This window comes from Paraburkholderia kirstenboschensis, from assembly GCF_032806925.1.
Lineage (GTDB): Bacteria > Pseudomonadota > Gammaproteobacteria > Burkholderiales > Burkholderiaceae > Paraburkholderia > Paraburkholderia kirstenboschensis.
This window is the reverse complement of the sequence record NZ_CP136513.1, coordinates 2575223-2600933: the sequence shown is the minus strand read 5'-3', so window position 1 is coordinate 2600933 and position 25711 is coordinate 2575223. Positions and strand designations below refer to the sequence as shown.

Annotated in this window: 23 protein-coding genes and 1 pseudogene; 8 read left to right on the top strand and 16 right to left on the bottom strand. The window is 65.2% G+C overall.

Annotation, left to right across the window (positions count from 1 at the left end; genetic code table 11):
• Positions 1-66 precede the first annotated feature (66 nt).
• From fliR to fliF, 13 genes are all read right to left on the bottom strand, one after another.
• A complete protein-coding gene (fliR, locus tag RW095_RS34395; protein WP_317020270.1) occupies positions 67-849 on the bottom strand; it encodes a flagellar biosynthetic protein FliR in 783 nt (260 codons plus the stop codon).
• 37 nt (positions 850-886) lie between these two features.
• A complete protein-coding gene (gene fliQ, locus RW095_RS34390; protein WP_013340831.1) occupies positions 887-1156 on the bottom strand; it encodes a flagellar biosynthesis protein FliQ in 270 nt (89 codons plus the stop codon).
• Positions 1157-1238: 82 nt separating this feature from the next.
• The gene (fliP, locus tag RW095_RS34385; RefSeq protein WP_317020269.1) at positions 1239-2072 is read right to left on the bottom strand and encodes a flagellar type III secretion system pore protein FliP; all 834 of its coding nucleotides are present in this window, start codon (positions 2070-2072) and stop codon (positions 1239-1241) included.
• Positions 2072-2671: a flagellar biosynthetic protein FliO gene (gene fliO, locus RW095_RS34380; protein ID WP_317020268.1), complete on the bottom strand. Its 600-nt coding sequence runs from the start codon at positions 2669-2671 to the stop codon at positions 2072-2074. Before fliO ends, fliP begins: the two co-directional genes overlap by 1 nt.
• Positions 2668-3135, bottom strand: coding sequence for a flagellar motor switch protein FliN (fliN, locus tag RW095_RS34375; RefSeq protein ID WP_317020267.1), 468 nt, complete (start codon positions 3133-3135; stop codon positions 2668-2670). Before fliN ends, fliO begins: the two co-directional genes overlap by 4 nt.
• Positions 3128-4126: a flagellar motor switch protein FliM gene (fliM, locus tag RW095_RS34370; RefSeq protein ID WP_020070762.1), complete on the bottom strand. Its 999-nt coding sequence runs from the start codon at positions 4124-4126 to the stop codon at positions 3128-3130. Before fliM ends, fliN begins: the two co-directional genes overlap by 8 nt.
• Positions 4127-4190: 64 nt before the next feature.
• Positions 4191-4688, bottom strand: coding sequence for a flagellar basal body-associated protein FliL (gene fliL, locus RW095_RS34365; protein WP_317020266.1), 498 nt, complete (start codon positions 4686-4688; stop codon positions 4191-4193).
• Between the two features lie 905 nt (positions 4689-5593).
• Positions 5594-7132, bottom strand: coding sequence for a flagellar hook-length control protein FliK (locus RW095_RS34360; protein ID WP_317020265.1), 1539 nt, complete (start codon positions 7130-7132; stop codon positions 5594-5596).
• A 60-nt stretch (positions 7133-7192) separates the two neighbouring features.
• Positions 7193-7642, bottom strand: coding sequence for a flagellar export protein FliJ (fliJ, locus tag RW095_RS34355; RefSeq protein WP_317020264.1), 450 nt, complete (start codon positions 7640-7642; stop codon positions 7193-7195).
• 2 nt (positions 7643-7644) lie between these two features.
• A complete protein-coding gene (gene fliI, locus RW095_RS34350; RefSeq protein ID WP_317020263.1) occupies positions 7645-9300 on the bottom strand; it encodes a flagellar protein export ATPase FliI in 1656 nt (551 codons plus the stop codon).
• Positions 9294-9977, bottom strand: coding sequence for a flagellar assembly protein FliH (fliH, locus tag RW095_RS34345; protein WP_317020262.1), 684 nt, complete (start codon positions 9975-9977; stop codon positions 9294-9296). Before fliH ends, fliI begins: the two co-directional genes overlap by 7 nt.
• Positions 9964-10959: a flagellar motor switch protein FliG gene (gene fliG, locus RW095_RS34340; protein ID WP_027776990.1), complete on the bottom strand. Its 996-nt coding sequence runs from the start codon at positions 10957-10959 to the stop codon at positions 9964-9966. The genes fliH and fliG overlap by 14 nt, the downstream gene beginning before the upstream one ends.
• The gene (fliF, locus tag RW095_RS34335) at positions 10949-12745 is read right to left on the bottom strand and encodes a flagellar basal-body MS-ring/collar protein FliF (RefSeq protein WP_317020261.1); all 1797 of its coding nucleotides are present in this window, start codon (positions 12743-12745) and stop codon (positions 10949-10951) included. Before fliF ends, fliG begins: the two co-directional genes overlap by 11 nt.
• Positions 12746-12981: 236 nt before the next feature.
• Between fliF and fliE the strand changes: the two genes are divergently transcribed.
• The 5 genes from fliE (at position 12982) to RW095_RS34310 (ending at position 16218) form a co-directional block, all read left to right on the top strand.
• Complete coding sequence (gene fliE, locus RW095_RS34330) at positions 12982-13332, top strand: flagellar hook-basal body complex protein FliE (RefSeq protein WP_128592522.1); 351 nt, start codon at positions 12982-12984, stop codon at positions 13330-13332.
• 238 nt (positions 13333-13570) lie between these two features.
• Positions 13571-14005, top strand: a complete 435-nt coding sequence (gene fliS / locus RW095_RS34325) for a flagellar export chaperone FliS (RefSeq protein WP_128592521.1) — start codon at positions 13571-13573, stop codon at positions 14003-14005.
• Positions 14002-14328: a flagellar protein FliT gene (locus RW095_RS34320; protein ID WP_317020260.1), complete on the top strand. Its 327-nt coding sequence runs from the start codon at positions 14002-14004 to the stop codon at positions 14326-14328. Before fliS ends, RW095_RS34320 begins: the two co-directional genes overlap by 4 nt.
• A gap of 67 nt (positions 14329-14395) precedes the next feature.
• On the top strand, positions 14396-15859 hold the full coding sequence (gene fliK, locus RW095_RS34315) for a flagellar hook-length control protein FliK (RefSeq protein WP_317020259.1): 1464 nt from the start codon (positions 14396-14398) through the stop codon (positions 15857-15859).
• Complete coding sequence (locus tag RW095_RS34310; RefSeq protein ID WP_317020258.1) at positions 15859-16218, top strand: EscU/YscU/HrcU family type III secretion system export apparatus switch protein; 360 nt, start codon at positions 15859-15861, stop codon at positions 16216-16218. The genes fliK and RW095_RS34310 overlap by 1 nt, the downstream gene beginning before the upstream one ends.
• A 35-nt stretch (positions 16219-16253) precedes the next feature.
• Here the strand turns inward: RW095_RS34310 and RW095_RS34305 are convergent, their stop codons facing one another.
• A complete protein-coding gene (locus tag RW095_RS34305; protein ID WP_317020257.1) occupies positions 16254-17672 on the bottom strand; it encodes a coniferyl aldehyde dehydrogenase in 1419 nt (472 codons plus the stop codon).
• Positions 17673-17812: 140 nt separating this feature from the next.
• Positions 17813-19522 carry an isovaleryl-CoA dehydrogenase gene (locus RW095_RS34300; protein WP_317020256.1) on the bottom strand — a complete coding sequence of 570 codons (1710 nt, stop codon included), beginning with the start codon at positions 19520-19522 and terminating at the stop codon, positions 17813-17815.
• A gap of 466 nt (positions 19523-19988) precedes the next feature.
• Between RW095_RS34300 and RW095_RS34295 the strand changes: the two are divergent.
• A pseudogene (locus tag RW095_RS34295) lies at positions 19989-21640 on the top strand (GMC family oxidoreductase).
• 194 nt (positions 21641-21834) lie between these two features.
• The gene (locus RW095_RS34290; RefSeq protein ID WP_317020255.1) at positions 21835-23697 is read left to right on the top strand and encodes an OmpA family protein; all 1863 of its coding nucleotides are present in this window, start codon (positions 21835-21837) and stop codon (positions 23695-23697) included.
• A 62-nt stretch (positions 23698-23759) separates the two neighbouring features.
• On the opposite strand, the gene RW095_RS34285 is transcribed toward RW095_RS34290, so the two are convergent.
• Positions 23760-24710, bottom strand: coding sequence for a LysR family transcriptional regulator (locus RW095_RS34285; protein ID WP_317020254.1), 951 nt, complete (start codon positions 24708-24710; stop codon positions 23760-23762).
• A gap of 187 nt (positions 24711-24897) precedes the next feature.
• Between RW095_RS34285 and RW095_RS34280 the strand changes: the two genes are divergently transcribed.
• On the top strand, positions 24898-25707 hold the full coding sequence (locus tag RW095_RS34280) for a glycosyltransferase family 2 protein (protein ID WP_317020253.1): 810 nt from the start codon (positions 24898-24900) through the stop codon (positions 25705-25707).
• Positions 25708-25711: the final 4 nt, after the last annotated feature.

Below are 25711 nucleotides of genomic sequence, written 5' to 3'. Positions count from 1 at the left end.
GGTTTAACCGGCTCCGCCCTTTCTCTTTTTTAATCTGTTTCGACGTCTGTTGCGGGAACGGTTGGCCTATCTAAACCCCAGCGCAACTCGTCCCATCTGATCGATGCCCACCGCGAACAGACGCGTGAAGAACGGAATCATGTTCGGGATCATCAGTTGCAAAAGCAGTATGCCGATCAGCATGGTCAGCGGAAAGCCGATCTGAAACACGCCGATTTGCGGCGCTGCGCGGTTCAGAATGCCGAGCGCCAGATTCGTGATCAGTAGCGCCGCGACCACCGGCAACGACAGCAAAAGTCCAGCAGAGAAAATCGTACTGCCGAAATTGGCGAGCGTGCGCCAACCCGGCGAGCCGAGAATATTCGCCGACACGGGCAGCGAATTGAAGGACGCGAGCAGCGCGCTGATCATCTGAAGATGGCCGTCGATCACGAGGAACACGAGCATCGCGATCGTGTACATGTAGGTTGACAGCACCTGGCTCGAACTGCTGGCCTGCGCGTCGAAGAACGTCGCGAAGCCCAGGCCCATGCCCAGGCCGACGAAATCGCCGGTCGCACTGATCGCCTGAAAGACGATCTGCATCGTCATGCCGAGCGCAATGCCGATCAGGAACTGGTTGACTATGATCCACACGCCCTCGGCGGAGAACACCGTGACTTGCGGCAGCGCGCCGAGGGTCGGGGCGACGATGATCGTGACGAAAGCGGACAGGCCGATTTTCACACGCAGCGGCAGCGCGCGGTTGCCGAGCGCGGGCGCCGTCGCCACCAGCGCGAGGATCCGCACGAACGGCCACAGAAACGCGGTGAGCCAGGCGTTCAGTTGCGCGTAGGTGACGGAAAACATGGCGGCGGGGCTCGATGCGCGAAGGAAAACGCGACGCTCAGTTGACGAGCGTCGGGATATTGGTCAGCGTCTGGCGCAGATAGTCGAGCATGGTCGTGAGCATCCACGGGCCTGCGATCACCATCGTGACCGCAATCGCGAGAAGCTTGGGGATGAACGACAGCGTGGATTCATTGATCTGCGTGGCGGCCTGGAACAGGCTCACCACCAGGCCGACCACGAGAGCGACCAGCAAAAGCGGAGCAGCGAGCAGCAGGCCGACATACATGGCCTGGTGCGCGAGCGTCATGACGGATTCTGAATTCATGGCGATTCAACCGGAAGCTTGAACAACGTGAAAGACCTGAACCAGGCGAGCGCGAGGCGCGCCTGGACAAACTTGAGCAACCTCACACGAAGCTTTGCGCGAGCGAGCCGAGCAGCAGTTGCCAGCCGTCGACGAGCACGAACAGCATCAGCTTGAACGGCAGCGAGATCGTTGCCGGCGACACCATCATCATGCCCATCGACATCAGCACGCTCGCCACCACCATGTCGATGATGAGAAACGGAATGAAAATCGTGAAGCCGATCTGGAAGCCAGTCTTCAGTTCACTGGTGACGAACGAGGGCACCAGCAGCGACAGCGGGACATCTTCCGGGCCTTGCATCGGCGCGGCGTGCGAGATGCGCGCGAACAGCGCGAGGTCGGTTTCGCGAGTCTGACGCAGCATGAACGTCTTGAACGGCGCGAGACCGCGGCTCACTGCCTGCTCCATCGGAACCGAGCCTTCGGAGAAGGGCTTGTAGCCGTCGGTGTAAGCCTTGTCGAGCACAGGCGACATCACGAACAGCGTGAGAAAGAGTGCGAGACCGACGAGCACCTGGTTAGGCGGCGTAGTGGTCGTGCCGAGCGCCTGGCGCAGCAGCGACAACACGATGATGATGCGCGTGAAGCTCGTCATCATCAGCACCATGGCCGGCAGGAACGACAGCATCGTGAGCAGCAGCATCGTCTGCACGCTCAACGAATACGTCGTGCCGCCGTTCGGGCCAGGGCTCGTATTGAAGGCCGGCAAGCCGGCGGCTTGCGCGAACGAGAGCGACGGCAGCGCAAGCAGCAGCGCGGGCAATGCAACCGACGCGACAGGTGCGGCGCGGCGCAATCCGCGAAGGATTGCCGAGGCGACGCGCGAGGTGCCGCCGGATTGCGCGCAATGCGCCGATTGAAGACTGAACTGCATTACCGAACCCCGTTGCCTTGCCCGTTGAAACGTTTGCTCACTTCGCCTTTCAAGGCGTCGCGAAAGCGCTGGCCGAAGTTGCCGGTCAACGTGGTGCCTGCTGCGCCGGGCGCGCCCGCTTGCGCATTGCCTGCGGTTTCGATGGCGACCGAGCCGGCCGGCATCGTATGAAGCAGACGCACATTGCCGGGCGCCGCGCCGAGTACCAGCCATGTATCGCCGATCTCGATCACCGCGACGCGCTCCTTGCCGCCGAGCGACGTGCCACCCACTGTCTTGACGAGACCGCTGCGGCTACCCGGCTGCAAGCCGAAGCGGCGTGCGAGCCACGCGCATCCGAATACGAGGCCGATCACGACAAGCAGGCCGACGATCGTTTGCAGCACCGCGCCGACGCCGAGCGCCGGAACGGCCGTGCCCGCGCCGACACCGGACGCGATCTTCGCAGCATTGTTGACCGCATTCATGTCGGCCGCATATGCGGCGAGCGGTGCGCATAGCGCGCTGAACAACGCCGTCGCCGCGAACACTGCCCGTACTGCACGGCTCGAAACATGGCGCGACGCAGGGAACACGGCGCGGCGGACTGCTGCTTTCATCGATTCAACTTCCGGATACGTTCTGACGGCGTGATGATGTCGGTCAGGCGGATACCGAACTTGTCGTTCACCACCACCACTTCACCCTGGGCGATCAGGCAGCCGTTGACGAGCACGTCCATCGGTTCGCCGGCCATGCCGTCGAGCTCCACGACCGAACCTTGCGCGAGTTGCAGCAGGTTGCGGATCGCGAGCTTGGTGCGGCCGAGTTCGACGGTCATCTGAACAGGAATGTCCAGAATCATTTCGATGTCGTTGCGCGTCGAGCTCGGCGCGACTTTGGACAGCGGCTGGAACACGCCGGCCGTGCTGGCGCTGATTTCGCTCGGGTTGTCGTTCTGCTCGGCGAGCGCGCTCGCCCAGTCGGCCAGCGCCGCTTCGTCTTCCGCGCTCGCCGCGTCGGCGGCCGCCTGCGCGGCGGCGGCGGTCAACTCGTCCGCGGGCTTTGCGTTCAGATCACTCATATCCACCTTCCTTCATCGTGTCGGCTGCGCTGATCATCTTCTGCACGCGCAACGCGTATTGACCATTAAAAATTCCGTAGCCGCATTCCATCACCGGCACGCCGTCGACTTTCGCCGTGATGTGCTCGGGAATGTTGATCGGCAGAACATCGCCTTTGCGCATGTTCAGGATTTGTTCGAACGTGATCGGCACCTGCGCGAGGTCGGCCGTCAGTTCGACTTCCGCCGCCTGCACCTGCTGCGACAGCACGCGGACCCAGCGGCGGTCGACTTCGAGCGCCTCGCCCTGGATCGGCGACGACAGGATGTCGCGGATCGGTTCGATCATCGAGTACGGCATGCAGATGTGCAGCGTGCCGCCCGTCGTGCCGAACTCGATCGAGAACTGCGTGACGATGACGATTTCGTTCGGCGTCGCCACGTTGGCGAACTGCGTGTGCATTTCCGAACGCATGTACTCGAACTGCAGCGGACGCACGCTTTTCCACGATGCCGCGTAATGTTCGAACGTCAGATTGAGCAGCTTCATGATGATGCGCTGCTCGGTCTGCGTGAAATCGCGACCTTCGACTCGGGTATGAAAACGCCCATCGCCGCCGAACAGGTTGTCGACCACGAAGAACACCAGGTTCGGGTCGAACACGAACAGCGACGTGCCGCGCAACGGCTTGACGTGGACCAGGTTCAGGTTGGTCGGGATCGGCAGGTTGCGGGTGAACTCGCTGTACTTCTGCACCTTCACCGGACCGACGGAGATTTCCGCCGAACGCCGCATGAAGTTGAAGATGCCGACGCGCAACAGGCGCGCAAAGCGGTCGTTGATGATTTCGAGGCCGGGCATCCGGCCGCGGACGATGCGTTCCTGCGTCGCGATGTTGTAGGGACGTACGCCTACACGCTCGCTCTGCTCGGCTTCAGAGTCGGACTCGCCGGTTACGCCCTTGAGGAGGGCATCGACCTCCTCCTGGGACATGAACTCTTCGTGGCCCATTCCTTATTCCTCGTGCATACCGTGACGGTTGATGATGGCAGTGCGGGATAGCGTCACAACGACGTCACTGCACGACGAATTCGGTGAACAACACGTCCTGGACATGGATCGGCGCGGCACCCTTGTCGGTCGGTTGCTCGATCAGCGTCCGCAGTTCGGCGGAAAGCGCGCGCTTGCCTTCGAGCGGAGCCAGTTCATCCGGATGATGGTTCGACAGCGCAAGCAGGATGCGGCTGCGGATTTCCGGCATGTGATCGGTGAGTTCCTGCGGCGTCTTCGCATCGGTGAGCTTGAGCGTGAGGCCGATGCGCAGGAAGTGCTGCTGGCCGTCGTCCGATTGCAGGTTGACGGTCATCGATTCGAGCGGGAAGAACGTGGGAGCGGGAGCCGGGGCCGGCGCAGCTGCGGAGGCGGCGGCCGGAGCGCGTTTGGACATGAAGAACCACACCCCTGCGCCGGCGGCGCCAGCGGCGACGATTGCGATGAGGGCGATCAGGATGATGCGCTTCAAGGGGCCCGGAGACGCGGGCGCGGCTTGCTGATTTGCGGGAGTGGTAGCCATGAGGTTTGCTTGCTTGCCGTTAGTGCTGGTGATAGTGATTGTTGTTGATTTGCCTGCGGCGCGATGGGTCGAACAGAAGGGTTAATGCGGGCTATCTCTAGTTTTTGGCCCGGCGGGGCGGTGCTTTTTGTTGATGGGTTTTGTGGATTGGTTTTCGTTCTTTTTTCTGGAAGCTTTGGTTTTGGCCTGGTTTCCGGGCTTCTTTTTTTGGCCTTTCCTTGAATTCGCGGCGGTCTATTGGCGTTGCCCCTGTGCGGGGCGGCACTTACATTCTTTGCATGCCGCAAAGAAAAGTAAGCAAAGAAAGCGGCTCACACCGCTAGCTCATAAGTGGGTCCCCTGGCTTCGAGAGGGTAGTGGTGCATCTGGAATCTGTGCTCTCGCGCACTCCGCGCCGGTGACAAGGCAGTCATTCTTCCGGCGACGCTGCGCGCGCCGTAGCGGTCGTTCTTTAGACAATCGGGGTTTCGCACCGACTGCTTTGGGGCCACTCTTGCGGGGCGCGGCGTTCGATGATTGTTGACGAAGCCGATCGCTCCCACCGTGCAGCCGCGAGCGGGTGGTTTCAGGTGGACCTTTCCGGCGAGCACGAAGTGCGAGGCGGGAGGTATGACTGCCTTGTCACTGAGGCGAAATGTGCGAGAGCACAGACTCCAGATGCACCACTGCCCCTGGGAGCCAGGGAGCCCACTTATGAGCTAGCGGTGTAAAGCCGCTTTCTTTGCTTACTTTCTTTGCGGCATGCAAAGAAAGTAAGTGCCGCCCCGCACAGGGGCAACGCCAATAGACCACCACGAATTCAAGGAAAGGCCAACACCCCGAATCAACCACCGCGAAATCAACAAAAGGCCAACACTGCGAATCAACCACCAACAAAGCCGCGAACGGCAAAAAGCAAAAAACCGTCAGGCAAACGTATCGACCAATCCAACACTACGCCGCACGGCAACATCCACCGCCACGCCGCCGCCAGCCGCACCGCCCATCCCGACTCCGCTACCCGCCGCAGAGCGGCTTCCAGACCCAGACCGTCCCGACTCGGCATTCTGCTGCTGCCCACCCTGGCGCCCAAACCCATCGCTCACGCTCGCGCTGCCGAGCCCGATGCCGTTCGCTTCCATCGCCTCGCGCAACTTCGGCAAAGCTGCCTCGACGGCTTCACGTACCTGCTGGTGCTGCGAAACAAACAACGCGTGGGCATGGTTATCGGCAACCTGCAGCACAACCTGGAGCGGCCCCAGATCCTTCGGGTTCAACGTCAGCTCGGCGCTCTGAGAATGAGCGTTCGACAGGAACACTACCTTCTGGCTCAGCGCTTCCTCCCAGTCGGTCGTGCCGACCTGCGGTCCCAACGCATTCGCCGCTGCAGCCGCGCCCGCATTGCCGGTCGTCTGCACGGCGGCCGTCGTGCTGGCTGCGCTCGCTGCAGCCTGGGTCGCGGCCAGCGCCGCGCTCGCCGCGTCGGCTGCGTTCTTGAACGCCGCCAGATCGTCCGCCTGTGCGCCTGCCGCGCCCGCCGATGCTAACGCGCCCGCCGCCGCTGCTGAAGCAGCCGCCGTCGGATCAGCCGCCGCCGCGGTCGTCGTCGTCGATGCGCCACGGGCGGCTGCCGAGCCCTTGCCGCCACCGGAAAGACCGGCTTCCAGCGTCTTGCTGTCTGTATCGTTCAACGACGCGTTCGCGCTCGCCAGTCCGTTCGCCGCCGCAGCCGCGGCAGCGCCGCTCGCCAGCGCCTGCGATGGCACCACGGCCTGGCCGTTCGCGAGCGCCGCCAGTGCCGCCTGCAATGCGTCCTGCAGCGACTTCGGATCGGTCGGCGCTTTCCTGCCGGGCGGGCCAACCGTGGTGGCGTCGGTGGCCGCGCCTGTCGCGGTCGCGTCGGCATCCGTCGTTGCGGGAATGTTCACGTTGGCCGCATCGGCGGCAGCGCTCGCATCGGCCTGGGCCTGGGCTTGCGCCTGAGCCGCTGCGGCTGCCGCCGCGGTGCTGGCGTCGCTGCTGCTTGCCGAGTTGGCGGAGTTGGCCGACTTCGGCGGCGTGGCCCCGGTCTTGTCGGTCGATGCCTGTTGCGGCTTGTCCGCCGGCGCAGACGCCGCTGCGTCTGTCGCGGTGCTGTCCTTGCTGTCGCTGCTCGCGTCGTCGGCGCTTTTAGTTGCGGAATCGTCCGGCGGCGGCGCGTCGTGCACGCTCGACGACGCCTGCGACGCATCCGCCGGCGATGGCGAGGGCGTCGGCGCGGATTGGTTCGCGCTCGCGTTGAAGTTCGCAGCCGCGCTTGCAGCCGCATTCGCAGCCACACTGTTCTGCAGGCTGATGCTTTGCTGCAAGGTTTGCGAGAACGGATTCGCGCTTGCGGCGGCGCGAGCCGCGGCGCTGTTCGAACCGTTGGTGGAGGTGCTGCCGGTAGAACCTGGCAGCGAGCCGATCTGTGAAAGAAGCGACATAAGTGTCCTGTCAATCCGACAAAGGGTGCGGTGTTCAGTCAGTCGAGGGCGGCGCGGGCGTCAGGCGCCTTCCGCGCGCATCCTCAGAATTCGTGCGGCGTGTTCGTCGGCGTCGCGCTGATCGCGCCGCGCCACGGTCTTGGCCTCGGCGGCTTCGCCGCGCGCCTGCAGCACTTCATACGAGCCGAGCTTTTGCTTCTGACGCTGCCAGTCGGGCTTGGCCGCCTCGACTCGCGCATTGGCCGTTACAAGCAGGTTGCGTTGCTGTTCGATGGCGGCGTCGAGCGTGTCGATGAACGCCTGAAAATTGCGCATGTTGCCGGCGGGCATGCCCGCCTGGGCGGTCGCCGTGAAACGCGCGTGGTATTCGTCGCGGTACTGCACGAGCGACTGGAGCTGCGCCTCCACTTCGTTGCGCTCGCGCTGAGCGCGTCCGAGACGTTGCGCGGCGGCGTTGACATCGTCTTGCGCCAGCCCAATCAACGTCTTGATCGGAAAGTGTTTCGCCATCGTCAGGCTCCTTGGGCAAACAGCGCGTCCAGCATCTCGACACTCGGTTCAAAGTTCGCGCACTCGCGGAAGCCTTGCTGCAGGAAGGCTTCCATCCGCGGGTACAGCGCGATTGCGCGGTCGAGCAACGCATCGCGTCCGCTCGAATAAGCACCCACGTTGATCAGATCGCGGTTGCGCTGATAGCGCGACAGCATCTGCTTGAACATACGCGTTTTGTCCAGATGGTTATCGTCGATCAGCGCGGTCATTGCCCGGCTAATCGACGCTTCGATGTCGATTGCCGGATAGTGGCCGGCTTCCGCGAGCGAGCGCGACAGCACGATGTGGCCGTCGAGAATCGCGCGCGCCGAGTCCGCAATCGGATCCTGCTGGTCGTCGCCTTCGGTCAGCACCGTGTAGAACGCGGTAATCGAGCCGCCGCCCGCGGGGCCGTTGCCGGTACGTTCGACGAGCGCCGGCAGCTTCGCGAACACAGAAGGCGGGTAGCCCTTGGTCGCGGGCGGCTCGCCGACGGCCAGCGCGATTTCGCGCTGTGCCATCGCGTAACGGGTCAACGAATCCATCAGCAGCAGCACGTGCTTGCCCTGATCGCGGAAATATTCGGCGAGCGACGTCGAGTACGACGCGGCCTGCATCCGCAAAAGCGGTGAGACGTCGGCCGGCGCGGCGATCACGACGGAGCGCGCGAGCCCTTCCTCGCCAAGAATCTGTTCGATGAATTCCTTCACTTCGCGGCCGCGTTCGCCGATCAGTCCGATCACGATCACTTCGGCGCTGGTATAGCGCGCCATCGTGCCGAGCAGCACCGATTTACCGACGCCCGAGCCTGCGAAAAGCCCCATGCGTTGGCCGCGTCCCACGGTCAAGAGCGCGTTGATCGCGCGCACGCCGACGTCGAGCACCTTGTGGATCGGCTCCCGGTTCAGCGGATTGATGACCGGCGCGGACAGCGGCGCATCGGCATGAGCGCCAAGCGGGCCGAGTCCGTCGAGCGGACGGCCGGACGCATCGAGCACGCGGCCGAGCAGTTCCCAGCCTACCGGCAGACGCTTCGCGCCCGCCATCGGATCGGCGATCGGCGCGCTTTCAAGCGGATAGACGCGCGCGCCTGGCAACAGGCCGATCACCTCGGTAGTCGGCATCAGAAACAGCTTGTCGCCGGAGAAGCCGACAACTTCCGCTTCAGCCATCGGCAGCGAACTGCCCGGCGGCAGTTCGATCATCACTTCGGCGCCTACCGAAAGGCGCAATCCGACCGCTTCGAGCACGAGACCGGCGGCGCGCGTCAGGCGTCCGCAGGCGCGCATTGGCTTCGCAATCGCGTTGCGCGCGCGCAGTGCGTCGAGCCGGCCGCGCCAGGCTTGCATATGCGGATTGCTGTCGAGCGCGGGGTCGTACGCAGCAGGAGTGGCGGCGCTTGCTGCCTTGGCGGCGGCCTGACTCGCCCCCATACCGGCGCCCGCAGCCGGTGCCGACTCGCGGCTCGCGGCCGCGCCCGTCACGGGATGAGCGTGACCCGCGTCAGCCGCAGTCGAGACTGCGTCCGCGAACGGCGTGTCCGCGAGCGCCTCGGCGCCGAACGACGCCAGCGCCAGCTCGCGTTCGAGCGGCGTCAGGTCGCTTGCGCGGATTTCCTCGAGCGTCGGCTTCACCATGTACTCACTTTGCCGAGTGCCGCGGCAACGCGTTCCCAGCGTGTATCGATGCCCGCGTCCACCTCGCCGCTGCCGGCCTGCGCGCGGCAGCCGCCACGCTCCACGGCCGGATCGGTGCGCACGGTCCAGCCACGCGTTTGCAATTCTTCCATCAGATACGCTTCGACCACCGGCAGATCGGCGGGACTCACGATCAACGCTGGCGCGCCGGTCAGCGCCGGTTCGGCGGCGAGCACCTCGCGGGCGGCGGCGATCAGCGCGGTCGGGTCGTGCTGCACGTGCTGGCGCACCACCTGTTGCGCGATGTCGAGCGCGAGCGCGACGAGCGTCTCCGAAATGGCGCCTTGCGCGCCGTCTAGCGCGGCCTTGAAGGTCTCGGCGAGCGCGGCGAGTCGCGCAGCTTCCTCGCGCGCTTCGCTTCTGCCCTGTTCAAAGCCTTGCGCGTGGCCCTGGTCGTAACCCGCCTGATAGCCGAGCGCCTGACCGGCCACGTGGCCGGATGCGATGCCCTGCTCGTGCGCGGCTTCGCGCAGGCGCTCGAGCTCGGCTTCGAAAGCCGCTTCGTCGATTTCGGAGGTGGGCGGCGCCGGCGGCACCGGATCGAACGAGGCCATCTCCCAGCGCTGGTAGGCCGAGAGGCTTTCCTTTGCCGTGGAGTTGCGATTAGACATATGCATCTTCCGCCTTGCCGCCAATCACGATCTGGCCGCTTTCTGCCAGGTTGCGCACGATCTGCAGGATGCGGCGCTGTTGCGTCTCGACTTCCGAGACGCGAACCGGGCCGCGCGCGTCGAGGTCTTCCGCGAGCAGCTCGGCTGCACGCTGCGACATGTTCGACAGGAACTTCTGACGCAGTGCCGGTGCCGCGCCCTTCAGCGAGATGATCAGCGCCTCGGATTCGACTTCCTTCAGCAGCAACTGGATCGCGCGGTCTTCCAGGTCGAGCAGGTTCTCGAACACGAACATCTGATCGACGATCTTTTGCGCAAGCTCCGCGTCGTACTGGCGGACGTTCTCGATGACGCCTTCCTCGTGGTTGCTCGACATGAAGTTGAGGATTTCGGCCGCCGTGCGAATGCCGCCCATCGGGCTGCGCTTCAGGTTGTCGCTACCCGACAGCAGGTGCGTGAGCACGTCGTCGAGTTCGCGCAGCGCGGCCGGCTGGATGCCGTCGAGCGTCGCGATTCGCAAGAGCACGTCGTTACGCAGACGCTCCGTGAAGCACGCGACGATCTCCGACGCCTGATCGCGGTCGAGGTGAACGAGAATCGTCGCGATGATCTGCGGGTGCTCGTTCTTGATCAGTTCCGCGACCGCCGGCGAGTCCATCCACTTCAGGCCCTCGATACCGCTGGTATCGCTGCCTTGCAAGATCCGGTCGATGATCGCGCCGGCCTTGTCGTCGCCGAGCGCCTTCGTCAGCACGGAACGGATGTACTCGTTCGAATCCAGCGACATGCCGGTGTGCTTTTCCGCCTCGCGCACGAACTCGTGCAGCACCACGTCGATCTCGTCGCGCGTCACGGCCTTCATGGCGGCCATTGCGACGCCGATCTTCTGAACTTCACGCGGTCCAAGGAACTTGAACACCTGCGCGGCTTCTTCCTCGCCGATCGACATCAGCAGAAGCGCGCTCTTCATTACGCCTTCAGCGCTCATCGGTCACCCAATTCTTGACGACTGTTGCAACGATCTTCGGATCCTGGCGCGCGATGCTGCGTGCGAACTCCAGATTCCGCTCATATTTGTGTTTCGCGTTTTCCAGCGCCAGCAGCTCGCTGTCGCCAGTATCTATTTCGACGATGCCGTTGGTGCGTTCCGCGCTCGGGATGCCGTCGAGCAGGATCGGCTCGTCCGGCGACGGCAGCGCCGCGGCGGCGACCGGTTCCGGCGGCGGGAAGGCGCGGCGCAGCGCCGGCTTCACCATCACGAAGTAGAGGAACAGGGCTACGGCGCCGATGCCGAGATACGTCGCGATCTGCTTGTACAGAGCCAGCATGTCATGCGTGCGCCACCACGGCAGGTCCGCGTTCGGGTCCAGGTCGGCGGTGAACGGGCTGTTGACCACGTTGACCGAGTCGCCGCGCTGCGCGTCGAAGCCCATCGCGTCCTTCACGAGCTGGTTGACCTGCGCGAGCTTGTCGGCGGTGACCGGCTGCATCGTCGCGTGACCCTTGCCGTCGACCACGCGCAGATAGTTGACCACCACCGCCACAGACAGACGCTTGATGCCGCCCATCGGCTGCTCGAGGTGACGCACGGTCTTGTCGAGCTCGTAGTTCGTGGTCATGTCCTTACGATCGCTGACGGGCGTCGTCGTCACGCCGCCGCTCGCGCCGTTGGGCGCATTGATCGGCGCGGAGGCGGGCTGCGGCGGCTGATTCGACAGCGCGCCCGGCACGCCCGAGGCGCCGCCTTGGGACATTTCGGTCGCGGTGCTCGACTGCTGGCTGCGGATCGCCGCCTGTTGCGGGTTCCCGTTCGGGCCGTAGTTTTCCGAAGTCTGTTCGGTGCGCGAGAAGTCGATGTCGGCGCTCACCTGCGAATGCGCATTGCCGGCGCCGAAGAGCGGCGCGAGAATCGCGTCGATGCGCTGCTGCGTGCTGCGTTCGATCTGCTGGCGATACTTTAGTTGCGACGCGTCGAGCCCGCCGCCGACCGACGGCTGCGTCAACAGGTTGCCGTCCTGATCGAGAATGGTCACGCCCTTGACCGGCATTTCCGGCACCGCGGAAGACACCATGTGCGTGATCGCCAGCACCTGGCCTTCGTCGAGCGCGCGGCCCGGATAGAGATTGACGAGCACCGACGCCGACGGCGCTTCCTTGTCGCGCACGAACACGGAAGGCTTCGGAATCGCCAGATGCACGCGGGCCGACTTGACCGACGAAACGGATTCGATCGTGCGTTCCAGCTCGCCTTCCAGCGCGCGCTGATAGTTGATCTGCTCGGCGAACTGGCTGATGCCGAACTTCTGGTTGTCCATCAGTTCGAAGCCGACCGAGCCGCTCTTCGGCAGGCCTTGCGATGCGAGGCGCAGCCGCATCTCATGCACCTGTTCGGCCGGCACGAGGATCGCACCGCCCGACTCGGAGAACTTGTACGGAATGTTGGCCTGCTGCAGCGCGGTGATGATCGCACCGCCGTCGCGGTCGGACAGATTGCTGTAGAGCACCTTGTAGTCCGGGGCGCGCGACCACAGGAACAGGCCTGCCACCACGGCCACAAGCAGCGCCACCGCGAAAATCAGCGGCGCGCGCGGGTTGCCGCGCATTTGCGCGAGGCCCGACAGGCGCTGGCCGAAATTGCCGCCGAGGCCGCCACCAAGGCCGCCCAGGTCTGCGTTACCGCCGGGCTGACCGGCGCCCGCCGCCGCGCCGGGCTGTGCGCCGGCGAGGCCCATGCGGGCGTCGGGGTTGATCAAAGAGTTGGCTGACGAATCCATGCGTCGGGTTTCTCCGGGAAGCCTTTTGCGTTCTGCCGCTCAACCGCACCGAGGCTCGGCGGGAGTATGGACAGATACTTTCACGACTGAAATTATCCGCACGGCAGGCGCGCGCGATTGCTTGAATAGAGCCGGGTTTGCCCCCTAGTTTCGGGGCTTTCCAGGAAAGCCCGCTGCTATGCTTTCGTCCAGATCGGTACGGTTTGGTCGTGCCGCTCGTCATTCCTGGAGAGAACATGACTTTGCCCGTGAACGCGCTTTCGTCGGCGCTGCAACAATTGCAGTCGATGGCGGCGCACGCCGCCGGCGGCAGCACCGCCGCGACCGGCGCTTCGGCCGCAGGCGAGTCCGGCGCGGCAACTACCGGCGGTTTTGCGTCGGCACTGAAGGCTTCGTTGGACAAGATCAGCGGCGATCAGACCAAGGCGGTCGGCGAATCGCAGGCGTTCGAGCTTGGCGCGTCGAATGTGTCGCTGAACGACGTGATGGTCGACATGCAGAAGGCGAACGTCGGCTTCCAGTTCGGCCTGCAGGTGCGCAACAAGCTGGTGTCCGCCTATAACGACATCATGCAGATGCAGGTCTGAACGAGGCGGCGGCCGCGGCGGCAAGAATGTTCCGCCCGCCCGGCTGCAACTGCCCGCGTGACACGCGCCGCGCGGCCCCGAGGGGCTTGCGCAGCCTGGCCCCTTAATCCTCCTTACACCGGCCTAAAGCTTTTTCGCTGCGTATCCGATAACCAGATACAGGCATGAATCGGGGTGCGCTTACGCATCGCGATGGGCTGCCACGACCAACCGTAGTTGCAATTGAGGAGGAGCGCCGATGTTTTCCCCAGGACACTCTGGAGCCAATGCGTATGCACGCGTGGGCGTCGAGACAGGGGTGATGGGCGCGAGTCCGCATCGTCTGATCGTGATGTTGTATCAGGGGGCCCGGCAGGCAATCGCGCAAGCGCGGATGCACTTGCTGCAGGCCAATGTGCCCGGTCGTGGAGAGGCGATCGGCAAGGCGATTCAGATCGTCGAAAGCGGGCTGCAACAGTCGCTCAACCTTGAGGTGGGCGGCGAGATTGCACAGCGGCTGAACGCGCTATATAGCTATATGTCGCGCCGGCTGCTCGAAGCCAACATAAAAGAGAGCGAGGCAATGCTGGTCGAAGTAGACGGCCTGCTGGCTACGCTCGAAGAGGCATGGATCGGGATTGCCCCGGAGATAGCGCGGATGGCTGCTCAGCCGGCCGCGGAAAGCATGAGATGACATCGAACGCAGAATACTTTGCCCGCTACGAGGCCATTGCAGCGTTGTCCTGCCGCATGTTGATGGCTGCCCGACGTGCCCTGTGGAACGACCTGGTCCACTTGCAGGATGAATACCGGCTGCTCGTCGACGCGTTGAAAGAGGCGGAGACGGGCGTCAGACTCGACGAGACGGAACGCCTGCGCAAGTACGCGCTGATCCGGCAAATCCTCGCCGACGACGCCGCGATCCGCGACTTGGCCAATCCGAGCCTCGCCAAACTGTCGGCGTTGTTCGGCGGCCGGCCGTCCCGGGTGCTCAAGGAGCTGTACGGGGCGCGCTGAGGGTGACCGCAAGGCGTCTGATTGTGTGAATTGAGCGCGTTGCCGCCAATGTGATCAAGGAATCGGCATGAACGGAATCGACACGGCCGTCGCATCGCTCCTCGCGACCCGCGTCGACAGCCTGCTCAACATTGCCCCCGGCAGCGCGGCCACCACCCAGACGGGCGCGGCCGACGTCGAGACCGCGCCGGCAACGCCGGCTCCGGTCGCTCCTTCTGCGCCGCAGCCTTCCGCGCAGACCGCGCTGTCCGCCGTCGCACTGACGCTCAACGCGATCGTCCGCTCCGGCGGCGAGGCGACGCCCGCGATCGTCGGGCAGTTGCCGATCTGGCCCGCCGCTCCCGCGCTCGACGTCGAGGTGGGCGCTTTGCCGCTCTTCGACACGCCTGCTCCGTCCAACATCGCGTCCAACGCCGCAGCTTCCGCGGCCACCGCCAGTGTCGCGGCGGCCCAGGTGCCGGTGGCGGCGCTCGCAGCCGCGCTCGCGCAGACGGTCGGCGACAGCGGCCTCTTCTACGAAGCGCACCTCGCGCAATGGCTGAGCGGCCAGCGCTCGCCGGAGACGCTCGCCAGCGAAGCGCAGAACAAGCTCGTCGCCGCCGCCGCGCAATTGCCGCTGAACTGGGCAGGCGACGCCGCCGACGCGTCGTCCGCCCAAGCTGCGGCGAGGCAAGGCATGGGCGCCACGCCGCACGGTTCAGCCGGCGCGGCCGATGCCAGCAGCGCGAATGCGGCGAATCCGAATGCCGCCAACACCGCCGGCCGCCCGATGCCGTCGATCGACACCGCGCAGGCCGCGCGGTTCGTCGCCGGTGAAGTGCTGGCCAGTTCCCTCTCCGACCTGAACGGCCAAACGCCCCATGCGGGCCTGCATAACGCGGCCTCCCCGGCGGCTGACGGCGGGTCGCAGCAGAATCCGCAGGCGGCCGCCGTGCATCCCGCGACGGTGCCGCTCGTGCGCCAGCAACTAGATCTGCTTGCGACCGGCCAGTTCCGCTGGACCGGCGAAGCATGGCCCGGTGCGAAGCTCGACTGGACCATCGAGCAGGAAGGCGACGAGTGGGACCGCAGCGGCGGCGGCACCGCAAGCGAGGACGATCAGCCGTGGCGCACGCGCCTTACGTTGTCGCTGCCGACGCTCGGCACCGTCGACGCCGAATTGACGTTGACCGGCATGCGCCTCGTCGCGCGTGTGCAGGCGAGTCCCGGCGGCGCGGCGCGTCTCGCGATGCAGGGCGAAAGTTTTCGCCAGCGGCTCGCGGCGGCGGGCATTCAGCTGAACGGCTTGACGATTCGCGAGATCGGCGGCGGTGCGCCCGCCACGGGTGCGGCGGCAGCGGGCGCCGCGGCAGCGGCTCAGGCAGCGGCGTCGGCGTATGCGCGATCGGCTTCGGCGGCGAGTCGGGCGGACGCCGCGGCGTCTGCGGCGTCGGGAGCCCCGGCAAGTGCCGCGGCCGGAAAAAGCCGTCGCGCACCGCACGCGGCCAACGCCGCGACCGCGCCGCTCGACAATTTCGACTGGGACATGTGATGAGCCGCAAACATCGCCGCAGCGCTGCTGCGCTCGTCTACGACTCACAAGGCGGCGACCCGGCGCCACGCGTGATCGCCAAGGGCTACGGCATGCTGGCGGAGATGATCGTGCAGCGCGCCAAGGAAGCCGGCCTCTATGTGCATGAAGCGCCCGAAATGGTCTCGCTGCTGATGCAAGTGGACCTCGACGCGCGCATTCCGCCGCAGCTCTATCAGGCGGTGGCGGAATTGCTGGCGTGGCTGCATCGGCTGGAAGGCGAGCCGGCGCAGGCAGCGCCTGGCGGCGCCCGCACTAGCGCCGACGATGTCACCGACGTTGTCGCGGTCGATATCGAGGGCGCAGCAGGCGCGCGCTAAACAGCCGTTGGATCAAGCCACGCAGCCGGCCCCGCTCAAAACCGCATCATCAGTTTCAGCAACGCGTCGACGCGCCGGCCATACGGCGGCGCAATCCATGCGCGCGCGTTCAGACGCGCCTGCGTCAGAACAGGCTTCATCTTCGAGAAAGTCACGAAGCCTTCGTAGCCGTGATACGCGCCCATTCCGCTTGCTCCGACGCCGCCGAACGGCAGGCTTTCGCACGCCAGATGCATCAGCGTTTCGTTGACCGCCATGCCGCCCGCAATGGTTTCGTGAGTGACCCGTTCGATGGTGGCTGCGTCGTCCGCATACAGGTAAAGCGCCAGCGGGCGTGGCCGGGCGTTGATCCACCCGATCGCTTCGTCGAGCGTGTCGTACGGCACGATAGGCAACAGCGGGCCGAAGATTTCCTCCTGCATCAGTTCGCAATGCTGCGGCGCGTTAGTGACGGCGATAAGCGGAAAGCGGCGGCTCGCGGCGTCCGGCGCGCTGTCGGTCAGCGGATGCAGTTGCGCGCCGGCGGCCTGTGCTTCGTCGGCCAGACGCTGGAGCCGCGCGAAGTGGCGCGGCGAAATGATCGACGTGTAATCGGGGTTGCGCGCGAAGCCGGGATACATCTTTGCCATCCGAGTGCGCGCCCGCTCGACGAACGCCTGTTCCTTGCCGCGCGGCACGAGCACGTAGTCCGGCGCGATGCAGGTTTGCCCCGCATTGAGCGTCTTACCGGCGACGAGGTTGTCCACGGCATTGTCGAACCGCGCATGCACGCCGATGATCGCCGGCGACTTGCCGCCGAGTTCCAGCGTAACCGGCGTCAAATGCTCGGCGGCGGCGCGCATCACTTCGTGGCCGACCTTCGTCGAGCCGGTGAAAAGCAGATGATCGAAGGGCTGCGCGCTGAATGCGGCGGCGAGCGCGGCGTCGCCGTTCACTACAGCAACGTGATCGCGGGCAAAAGTCTGGCCGATCAGTTGCTCGAACAACGCCGAGGTGCGCGGAGTCAACTCGGACATCTTGACGATCGCGCGATTGCCGGCGGTCAGCGCGCTGATGAGCGGCCCGGCGGCGAGCAGCACCGGATAATTCCACGGCACGATAATGCCGACCACGCCGAGCGGCTGCGGCACCACTTTCGCGCGGGCCGGCAACAACCATTTGTTGGTGCTGCGGCGCTGCGCCTTCATCCACCGTTTGCCGTGCCGCAGCGCGGCGTCGATTTCTTCCTTCACCAACAGAAATTCGGCGAGCAGCACTTCCTGCTTCGCGCGATTGCCGAAGTCGGCACTCATCGCATCGGCTAGCGCGTCGCGGTTGTCGAGCAGGACTTTGCGCAGCGCTTTCAGATGCGCCGCGCGCGTTTCCCATGACGGATACGGCGCGCGCAAATAAGCGTCACGCTGATCGCGAAGCAACGCCTCCAGCGCGGCGACCTCGGGCAGATCGTTCTTCATTGTTCACCATTCCCTGATGAAAGACGCGCGGTCGCGCCGCGCTTATTGGGGGTCGTTGCGGGCTGTTTGCCGTTGCTTGCCGCGCCTGGGGCCCGACAGGAAGTCCCCCGGAGAGTCCATCAGGCGTGCGGCTTCGAGATTCAACCCGGAAAGGCCCGCTCGACGATCGCCGCATGATCGAGCGTCGCGGGCAGCGTGCCGTAGACGCGGCCGCTTTCGCCGCAGCCGCTGGCGAGACGCGTGGCGATGAAAGCCTCGGCGACAGCGGCGGGCGCATGCTTGACGAGCAACGTGGCCTGCGCGATCAGCACGATCTGCTGTGCGATGCGCCGCGCGGAAGCTTCGCGATGCTCGGCGGGACAATTGAGCGTCACGGCGAGCTTGCCGAGCGCGGCGCTCAACGCCGGATGCGCGGCGGCATCCGCTTGCCACTGCGCGAGGAGTGCTTGCGCCGCTTCAGGCTCGCGCTCCATCGCGCGTAGCACGTCGAGACACATTACGTTGCCCGAGCCTTCCCAGATTGAGTTGACGGGCGCTTCCCGATAAAAGCGCGCCATCGGACCGGTTTCGACATAGCCGTTGCCGCCCCACACTTCCATTGCCTCGCCGGTGAATTCGAGCGTGCGCTTGCAGACCCAGTATTTTGCCGCGGGCGTCACGATGCGCCGCCATGCGCGCGCGGCGGATGCTTCCGCCGGGTTCGCAGCAGACGTTGTCGAATCCGCATCGGCGGATTGCTCGAACGCGTGGGCGAGCCGCATGAACAGCACGGTGGCCGCTTCTGATTCCAGGGCGAGGTCGGCGAGCACGTTGCGCATCAACGGTTGATCGACTAGGTTGCGGCCAAACGCGCTGCGATGGCGCGCGTGATGGATAGCCTGCACGAGCGCCGCGCGCATCAGCGCTGCGCTGGCGATCACGCAATCGAGCCGCGTGTAATTCGCCATTTCGATGATGGTCGGTACGCCGCGTCCTTCGTCGCCGATCATGATGCCGAACGCGTCGAGGAATTCGACTTCGCTGCTGGCGTTCGAGCGGTTGCCGAGCTTGTCCTTCAGACGCTGGATCTGCACTGCGTTCTTGCTGCCGTCCGGCGCGAAGCGCGGCACGAAGAAGCACGAGAGGCCAGCGTGATCGTGCGTGCGTGCGAGTACGAGATGTGCGTCGCATTGCGGTGCGGAGAAGAACCACTTGTGACCTACCAGTTCGTAGGCGCCGCCGCGGCCGCCGGCTGCGATCGCACGCGCCTGCGTCTGATTGCTACGCACGTCCGAGCCGCCTTGCTTTTCGGTCATGCCCATACCGATCATCGCGGAGATTTTTTGCGTGAGCGGCAGGTCGCGCGGATCGTGCTCACGTGCATAGAGTTTGTCGCGAAGCGTCTCGAACAATTGCGGTTCGCGCTGCAATACCGGAATGCTGGCGAACGTCATGGTCAACGGGCAAAGAGACCCTGATTCGATCTGCGCATGCAGAAAATATCCGGCGCAGCGCGCGGCCATCGCGCCCGGCTGCGGATCGGAAAACGGCAACGCGTGCAGCCCCTCGCGACGCAGCAGCGATAGCAACTCATGCCACGCGGGGTGAAACTCCAGCGCGTCGATGCGCTCGCCCCGCGGGCTGTGCGTGAAAAGCTCAGGCGTGTGGCGGTTGGCGAGTTCGGCGAGCGTGAGCGTCTCGGGCGTGGTGAGCGCCGCGCCGTGCCGCAACAATGCATCGCGATGCCATGCGGCGCCGTCGCGTTCGAGCGCGGCTGAGAGCGCGGCGTCGCTCGAAAACAGGTTGTAGTCCGCGAGCGGCGGCACCTGGTTGGTGACCTCGTGGGTCTGGCCGAAGCTATGGCGTTGCATCTGCTGTCTCCGTTCGCCGTGTGTTCGACGGCGGTTTGCCCGCGTGGTGGGGTCATCGCGCGGTCGGTGGCCTTTGCGTTCGCTTGTTCACGTTCCGCTTAGGCTCTTTGATCGCTCGTTGACGGCCCGTTCGTGGCCCGTTTTTGACCTCGCTCTTCGCGATTGGTCGCCGCCTTCGCGGACGGGTCTGCGGCCCCAATCGGCGCGACGCCGTTTAATCGCTCCACCTCTGCCGCGCAGGAAAAGCGCGACGTCCGCGGACGCTGTTTGAATGCCGCGCGCGGCCGTCCGGCGGGCCCGTGCGGGACTTTCATCATAGGGTCGCGGCGGCGCCAGTGTTTAGAGTAATCGCTCTGACGCGAAGCCGCCGCGGCCTCCGAACGCTCCCTACAATGCCGGTGAAACACACGTAGACAAGTGTGCACGAGACAGGGTCCGCGAGCAACGCGGGCTATCAGGAGGAGCGATGGAATACGACTACATCATCGTAGGCGCCGGCTCGGTGGGTGCGCCCTTGCGAGCCGTCTCGCGGACAACTGTCCCGACGCGACGATTGCCCTCATTGAAGCGGGGCCGCACACGAACCGCAACCCGTTGGTCAATATGCCGCTCGGCGTCGCGGCGGTCGTGCCGAACAGGCTCAAAACGAACTACGGCTATCTGACCACGCCGCAGCCGGGTCTCGCCGGCCGCCAAGGCTATCAGCCGCGCGGGCGCGGTTTCGGCGGATCGAGTGCGATCAACGCGATGATCTACACGCGCGGTCATCCGCTCGATTACGACGAATGGGCGGAACTGGGCTGCGACGGCTGGTCCTGGCGCGACGTGCTGCCGTATTTCCGCCGCGCCGAGGGCAACGAACGCGGCGCCGACGCGTGGCACGGCGACAGCGGTCCACTCACCGTGTCGGATCTGCGCTACCGCAATCCGTTTTCCAGGCGGTTCGTGCAGGCCGCGATGGAAGCCGGCTACAAGCCGAACGACGATTTCAACGGCCCGGACCAGGAAGGCATCGGCTTCTATCAGGTCACGCAGCGCGATGGGCGCCGTTGCAGCGTCGCGCGTGCGTATATCTACGACCGCGAGCGTTCCAATTTGCATACCATCGCGGACGCCACGGTGCTGCGCGTCGTCTTCGAGCAAAAGCGCGCCTGTGGCGTCGAAATCGTGCGCGGCGGGCATCGGGAGACGCTGAAAGCGCGCGCGGAAGTCGTCGTCGCGGCGGGCGCCTTCAACTCGCCGCAACTGCTCATGTGCTCCGGCGTCGGGCCGGCCGCGCATCTCCAGGCGCATGGCATCGAGGTGTTGCACGATGCGCCTGAAGTCGGGCAGAACCTGATCGATCACGTCGATTTCACGATCAACAAACGCGTGTCGTCGATCGAGCCGACGGGCTTTTCGGTGCGCGGCATCGCGCGAATGGTGCCGCAGTTCCTCACCTTCATCCGGCATGGACGCGGCATGTTGTCGAGCAATGTCGCGGAGGCGGGCGGTTTCCTGAAGAGCAAGCCGACGCTCGATCGGCCCGACCTGCAACTGCATTTCTGCGCGGCGCTGGTCGACGATCACAACCGTCATATGCATTGGGGGCACGGCTATTCGCTGCATGTATGCGTGCTGCGGCCGTTCAGCCGGGGCACCGTGACGCTCGCGAGCGCGGATGCGCGCACGGCGCCCGTGATCGATCCGCGTTTTTTCAGCGATTCACGCGATCTCGACCTGCTGGTGGAAGGCGTCCAGATGGCGCGGCGCATTCTCGATGCGCCGTCGCTCGCGCTGCATGGCGGTCGCGAGCTGTACACGCGCGCGGGCCAGACCGACGCGCAATTGCGCGAGACCATCGCGCGCCATGCGGACACGATTTATCACCCGGTCGCGACCTGCCGGATGGGCGGCGACGCGCGCTCCGTTCTGGATCCGCAATTGCGCGTGCGAGGCGTCACAGGACTGCGGATCGTCGATGCATCGGTGATGCCGACACTGATCGGCGGAAATACGAATGCGCCCACGGTAATGATCGGCGAACGCGCGGCCGAGTTGATCGCGGCAAGCCGTCGGAAGCCGCAGACGGCGACAGTGAAAGCGGCAACCGCGGCGCCTGCGGGCAACGCGGCATGAATCCATCTCCCCACACTCTGCGATCAAGCCGAACACCCGGCTTTTCGATGCCAAATAGGAGATAAGTCAGCCAAACGTCGTTTAAATCGTCATAAATTGTGCCTTTCCGTTTATGAGACTTCCCGCTGCCTATAATCGCCGCGAAAAAACGGGCGCGTCAGGTGGCGAGTCCGGAAACACAAGGAAGCGAAGGCATGAGCATCAATTTGATTCACGCGATTCAGTCGGCGTTGACGGACGAGGTGGTCGGGCAACTGGGAGCGCGCATCGGATTGCCGGCTGAGGCGGCGCGCTCGGTGATGAGCACGGCGGCACCCGCGCTGCTCGCGGGGCTGATGCAGAAGGCTGCGACGCTCGAGGGCGCGCGCTCGCTGTTCGCCACCGTCGTCTCGCCCGATGTGAACGCGAGAATCGCTGAACAGTTGCCGCATCTGACGGGGAGCACGGGCGGCGTCAGCGAACTGGAAGGCGCGGGGTGCGGTTTGCTCGAACGTTCGCTGGACCGCCGTGCCGAGTCGCTCAGCGACGAAGTCGCCGCGCAGACCGGCGTGCCGGCGCACGCCACGCATGCCATTACGGGTATCGTCGGTGCAACCATGCTGGGCGTGTTGAAACAGCACTTGCTCAAAAGCCAGGGCAACGTCGGTCAGTTGCCCGCGCTGTTGAGCCATCAGATGCCGCTCATCGCACCGCATCTGAACGATCGTCTGCTTGCCGCGCTCGGCCTGGGCAGCGTCGGCGCGTTCGCCGGCAGCGTGCTCGCTCAACTGAAGGCCGTGTCGGCGCATATCGAGCAGCCCACGCCAGCGGCAAAGCCCGCACCGGAGGTCACTGCCGCGGTCCAAGTCCCGGCGGACGCGGTGGTCGGCGAAAAACGCCGCTCGCATGCGTGGCTGTGGTGGCCGCTACTGGCGATCATCGCCGCCGCGATGGCGCTGGTCTATCTGTTCCCAAGCGGCTTCCCGCGCGGGCAATGGGGTGGCGGGGCGGCGGCGGGCGCAGACGCAGAACATCGTGGCGCCGCGCAGACGGCTTCGGCGCCGGTCGCGGCGTCGGGTGAACTTACTGCGGTGGCTGCGTCGAGCGATGCCGCGGCGTCCACTGCATCAGGTGCAGTCGCCGCGCTTGATGCCGCGAGTTCTGCGGCTGGGGCTTCTGCCTCGGCTGCGGGTTCGGCTTCCACGAGCGGCGTCAGTGCCGCCAGTGCCGCCAGCGCCACTAGCGCTACTAGCGCCGCACGTCAGCCGGGCGTGGCCGGCGCGGCGACGAAAGAGAGCCAGCTTGCTTTCACGGTCGGCGAAAGCGGTAAGCCGACGCTCACGGCGACGGTTGGCAGCGAAGCAGAAAAAACCGAGCTTGTGGATGAACTGACGAAGCGCCTCGGCCAGTACAACTACGCCGCAAATATTGCCGTCGATCCGGCAACGAAGCCCGCCGGCTGGCTCCCGCGTCTCGACGGCCTGGTGCCGCTGATGAGCGTGCCGGGCGCGGAACTCAGAGTGGACGGCACACATGTCGAACTGAGCGGCGCGGCCGCCAATGCAAAACTTGGCTGGCTGAACACGCTGAAATCGCTGTTCGGCGCTCCCTATGAAATCGGCACCTTCGACGCAGACAGCGCGGTCCAGCAGGCAACGGCGAACTTTCGCAGCGCGATCAAGGCGCTGCTAGCGCCCGGCGCTACCTGCGCCGCAGCCGATGTCGCCAAGGTGCTGAACCTGCAGGTGATCAATTTCACAAGCGCGAGCGCGCATGTGCCCACGTCGGCAGCGGAAGACTTGAACCAGTCCGCGCGCGTGCTCAACGCGTGTGCGCGCAACGGCCGGGCGGCGAAGCTCGAAGTGGCGGGATATTCGGATAACGTGGGCGGCGAGCAGGCCAATCTGCAACTGTCGAAACAGCGTGCCGAGGCGGTTCGTACGTACCTCGTCAAAACCGGCGCTCCTGTAGATTCGCTGAGTGCTCAGGGCTACGGCCAGGCGCGCCCGATCCAGACCAACGACACCGCCAGCGGACGCTTTGCCAACCGCCGCATCGAGTTCGTCACGCAGCAATGAGGCCGGCGCTGCTTGGGCGTAGGTAAAGAGACGCCGCCCGGGTCGCGCCGGGCGGCGCGTTGTCATTCGGAACGAGGTGTTTGAAGCGGCGCGGCAATGCCGGTCAGGCCGAGCATCAGATCGTCGCCGGCACGGCCGGGCAGCGTCTCGCGCGCCACGTCGAGCCAGGCGCGCGCGGCGTGCGACAGATAACCATTGCGGCGCCAGCCAATCGCCATTTCCCATGGAATCTCGGGCTCGGCGACCGGCCGGCACGTGAACTGCGCAGCATCCAGTCGCCGGCAATAGGGCGCAGGCAGCAGCGCAATGCCGACGCCGGCCAGCACGAGCGCCGCCATGAAATCCCAATGTCCGCTGCGCCCGACGATAGTCGGCGCGAATCCCGCGCTGCGGCACGCGCTGAGCACCACGTCGTTGAGCGCGAGACTTTCGCCGTAGAACACGAACGGCTCGTCGGCGAGCTGGGCGAGCGGCACTTCACCGAGGTCGTCCCACCGCGAGCCGGCGCGCGCGACGAGCCAGAGCAACTGGCGAGTGATCGGCAGCACGTCGATATTTTCGGGGTCCACCGGCTGGAGAACGCCCCCGAGTTCCAGTTCTCCGTTGATTAGCGCGGTCTCGATCGCGCGGGAGCCCTGCTCGAAAAGCTTCAGTTCGATTTTCGGGTAGCGCTGGCGGAACGTGGCGATAGCGGGTGTGAAAAGCGAACCGCCCATCGGCGGAATGCCGATGGTGAGTTCGCCGTGACCGAGCGTGCCGAGGTCGTTCAGCTCGGCTTGCAACTGCGCGTGCGCGGCAAGCACCTCCTGCCCGCGCTGATAGACGATGCGGCCGGCGTCGGTGAGCACCATCTGCCGGCCGTCGCGCAGCAACAGCGGCGAGCCGATCTCGTTTTCGAGCGACTTCACCATCTTGCTGATGGTCGGTTGGGTGACGAACATCTGCTCGGCGGCAACAGTGAAGCTCTGCTGACGAACGACTTCGACGAAATAGCGCAGCGCACGCAATTCCACTATCGGGCTCCGGATTCCGTATTGGAATGAATTCGCAGATTGTAAGTCATCGTATTTATGGCGGCGAGGATGGCGAAAGCGGCTTTCAGGCAGACGCATACGGCCGGCGATTTCGAGACGGGTCTTCCGACGCCCGCGCTACCATCGCCGGTTTTGCCCCGATCGCCACCCGCCAAAGCTTCCGCCCATGACGCCCGCTTCCCCGATTTCCGTCGTTATTCCCTGCTACAACGGCGCCTCGACGCTTGCCCGCGCTCTCGAAAGTTGCCGGCTGCAGCCGGAGGCGGCGCAGATTATCGTCGTGGACGACGCCTCGACCGATTCGTCCGCCGAGCTCGTCCTTCGGTACGCGCGGGCCGACTCGCGCGTCGCGCTGCTGCGCATGCCGTGCAACGGCGGCGCAGCGCAGGCGCGCAATTGGGGCGCGCTGCATGCGTCGCACGATCTGCTCGCCTTCCTCGATGCCGACGACGAATACCTGCCCGGCGCATTGGCTGCAGCAAGCACGTTCCTGGCGCAGAACCCGAAGCAGGTATCGGTGCGCCTCGACGTCGATTACGTTGGCTTTCCTGATGAAATCACCGGTCACCAGGACTTCGTCCAGCATGCGGCGACGCTAAGCAACACGGTGCCGAGCAGTCTAATCGTGCGTCGGGCGGCGTACGGGGCGCTCGGCGGCTTTCCGATGGACGACGCGTTTCGCCGTATCGGCGGCGAGGACGGCGCATTCTCCTGGGCGCTGCGCGAGCTGTTCGGCAATCCGCGGCTCGCGGACATGAAGCGCGTGCGCATGCACTACCACCCGGGCATTCACGCTGAGCGCTATTTCCGCATCGCGTTTGGCTGGCTGACGCCGGATCCCGCCGACGTCGCCGACGCTTTCCGCTTCTCCCGGCAGTTCCTCGAAAGAGCGCGAGCGGGCGTCGTCCAATTGCACGGCGCGCAGATGACTGCCGAAGCTGGCGCGCATGCGGCAGGCGGCATGGCCGCTATGTAAGCCA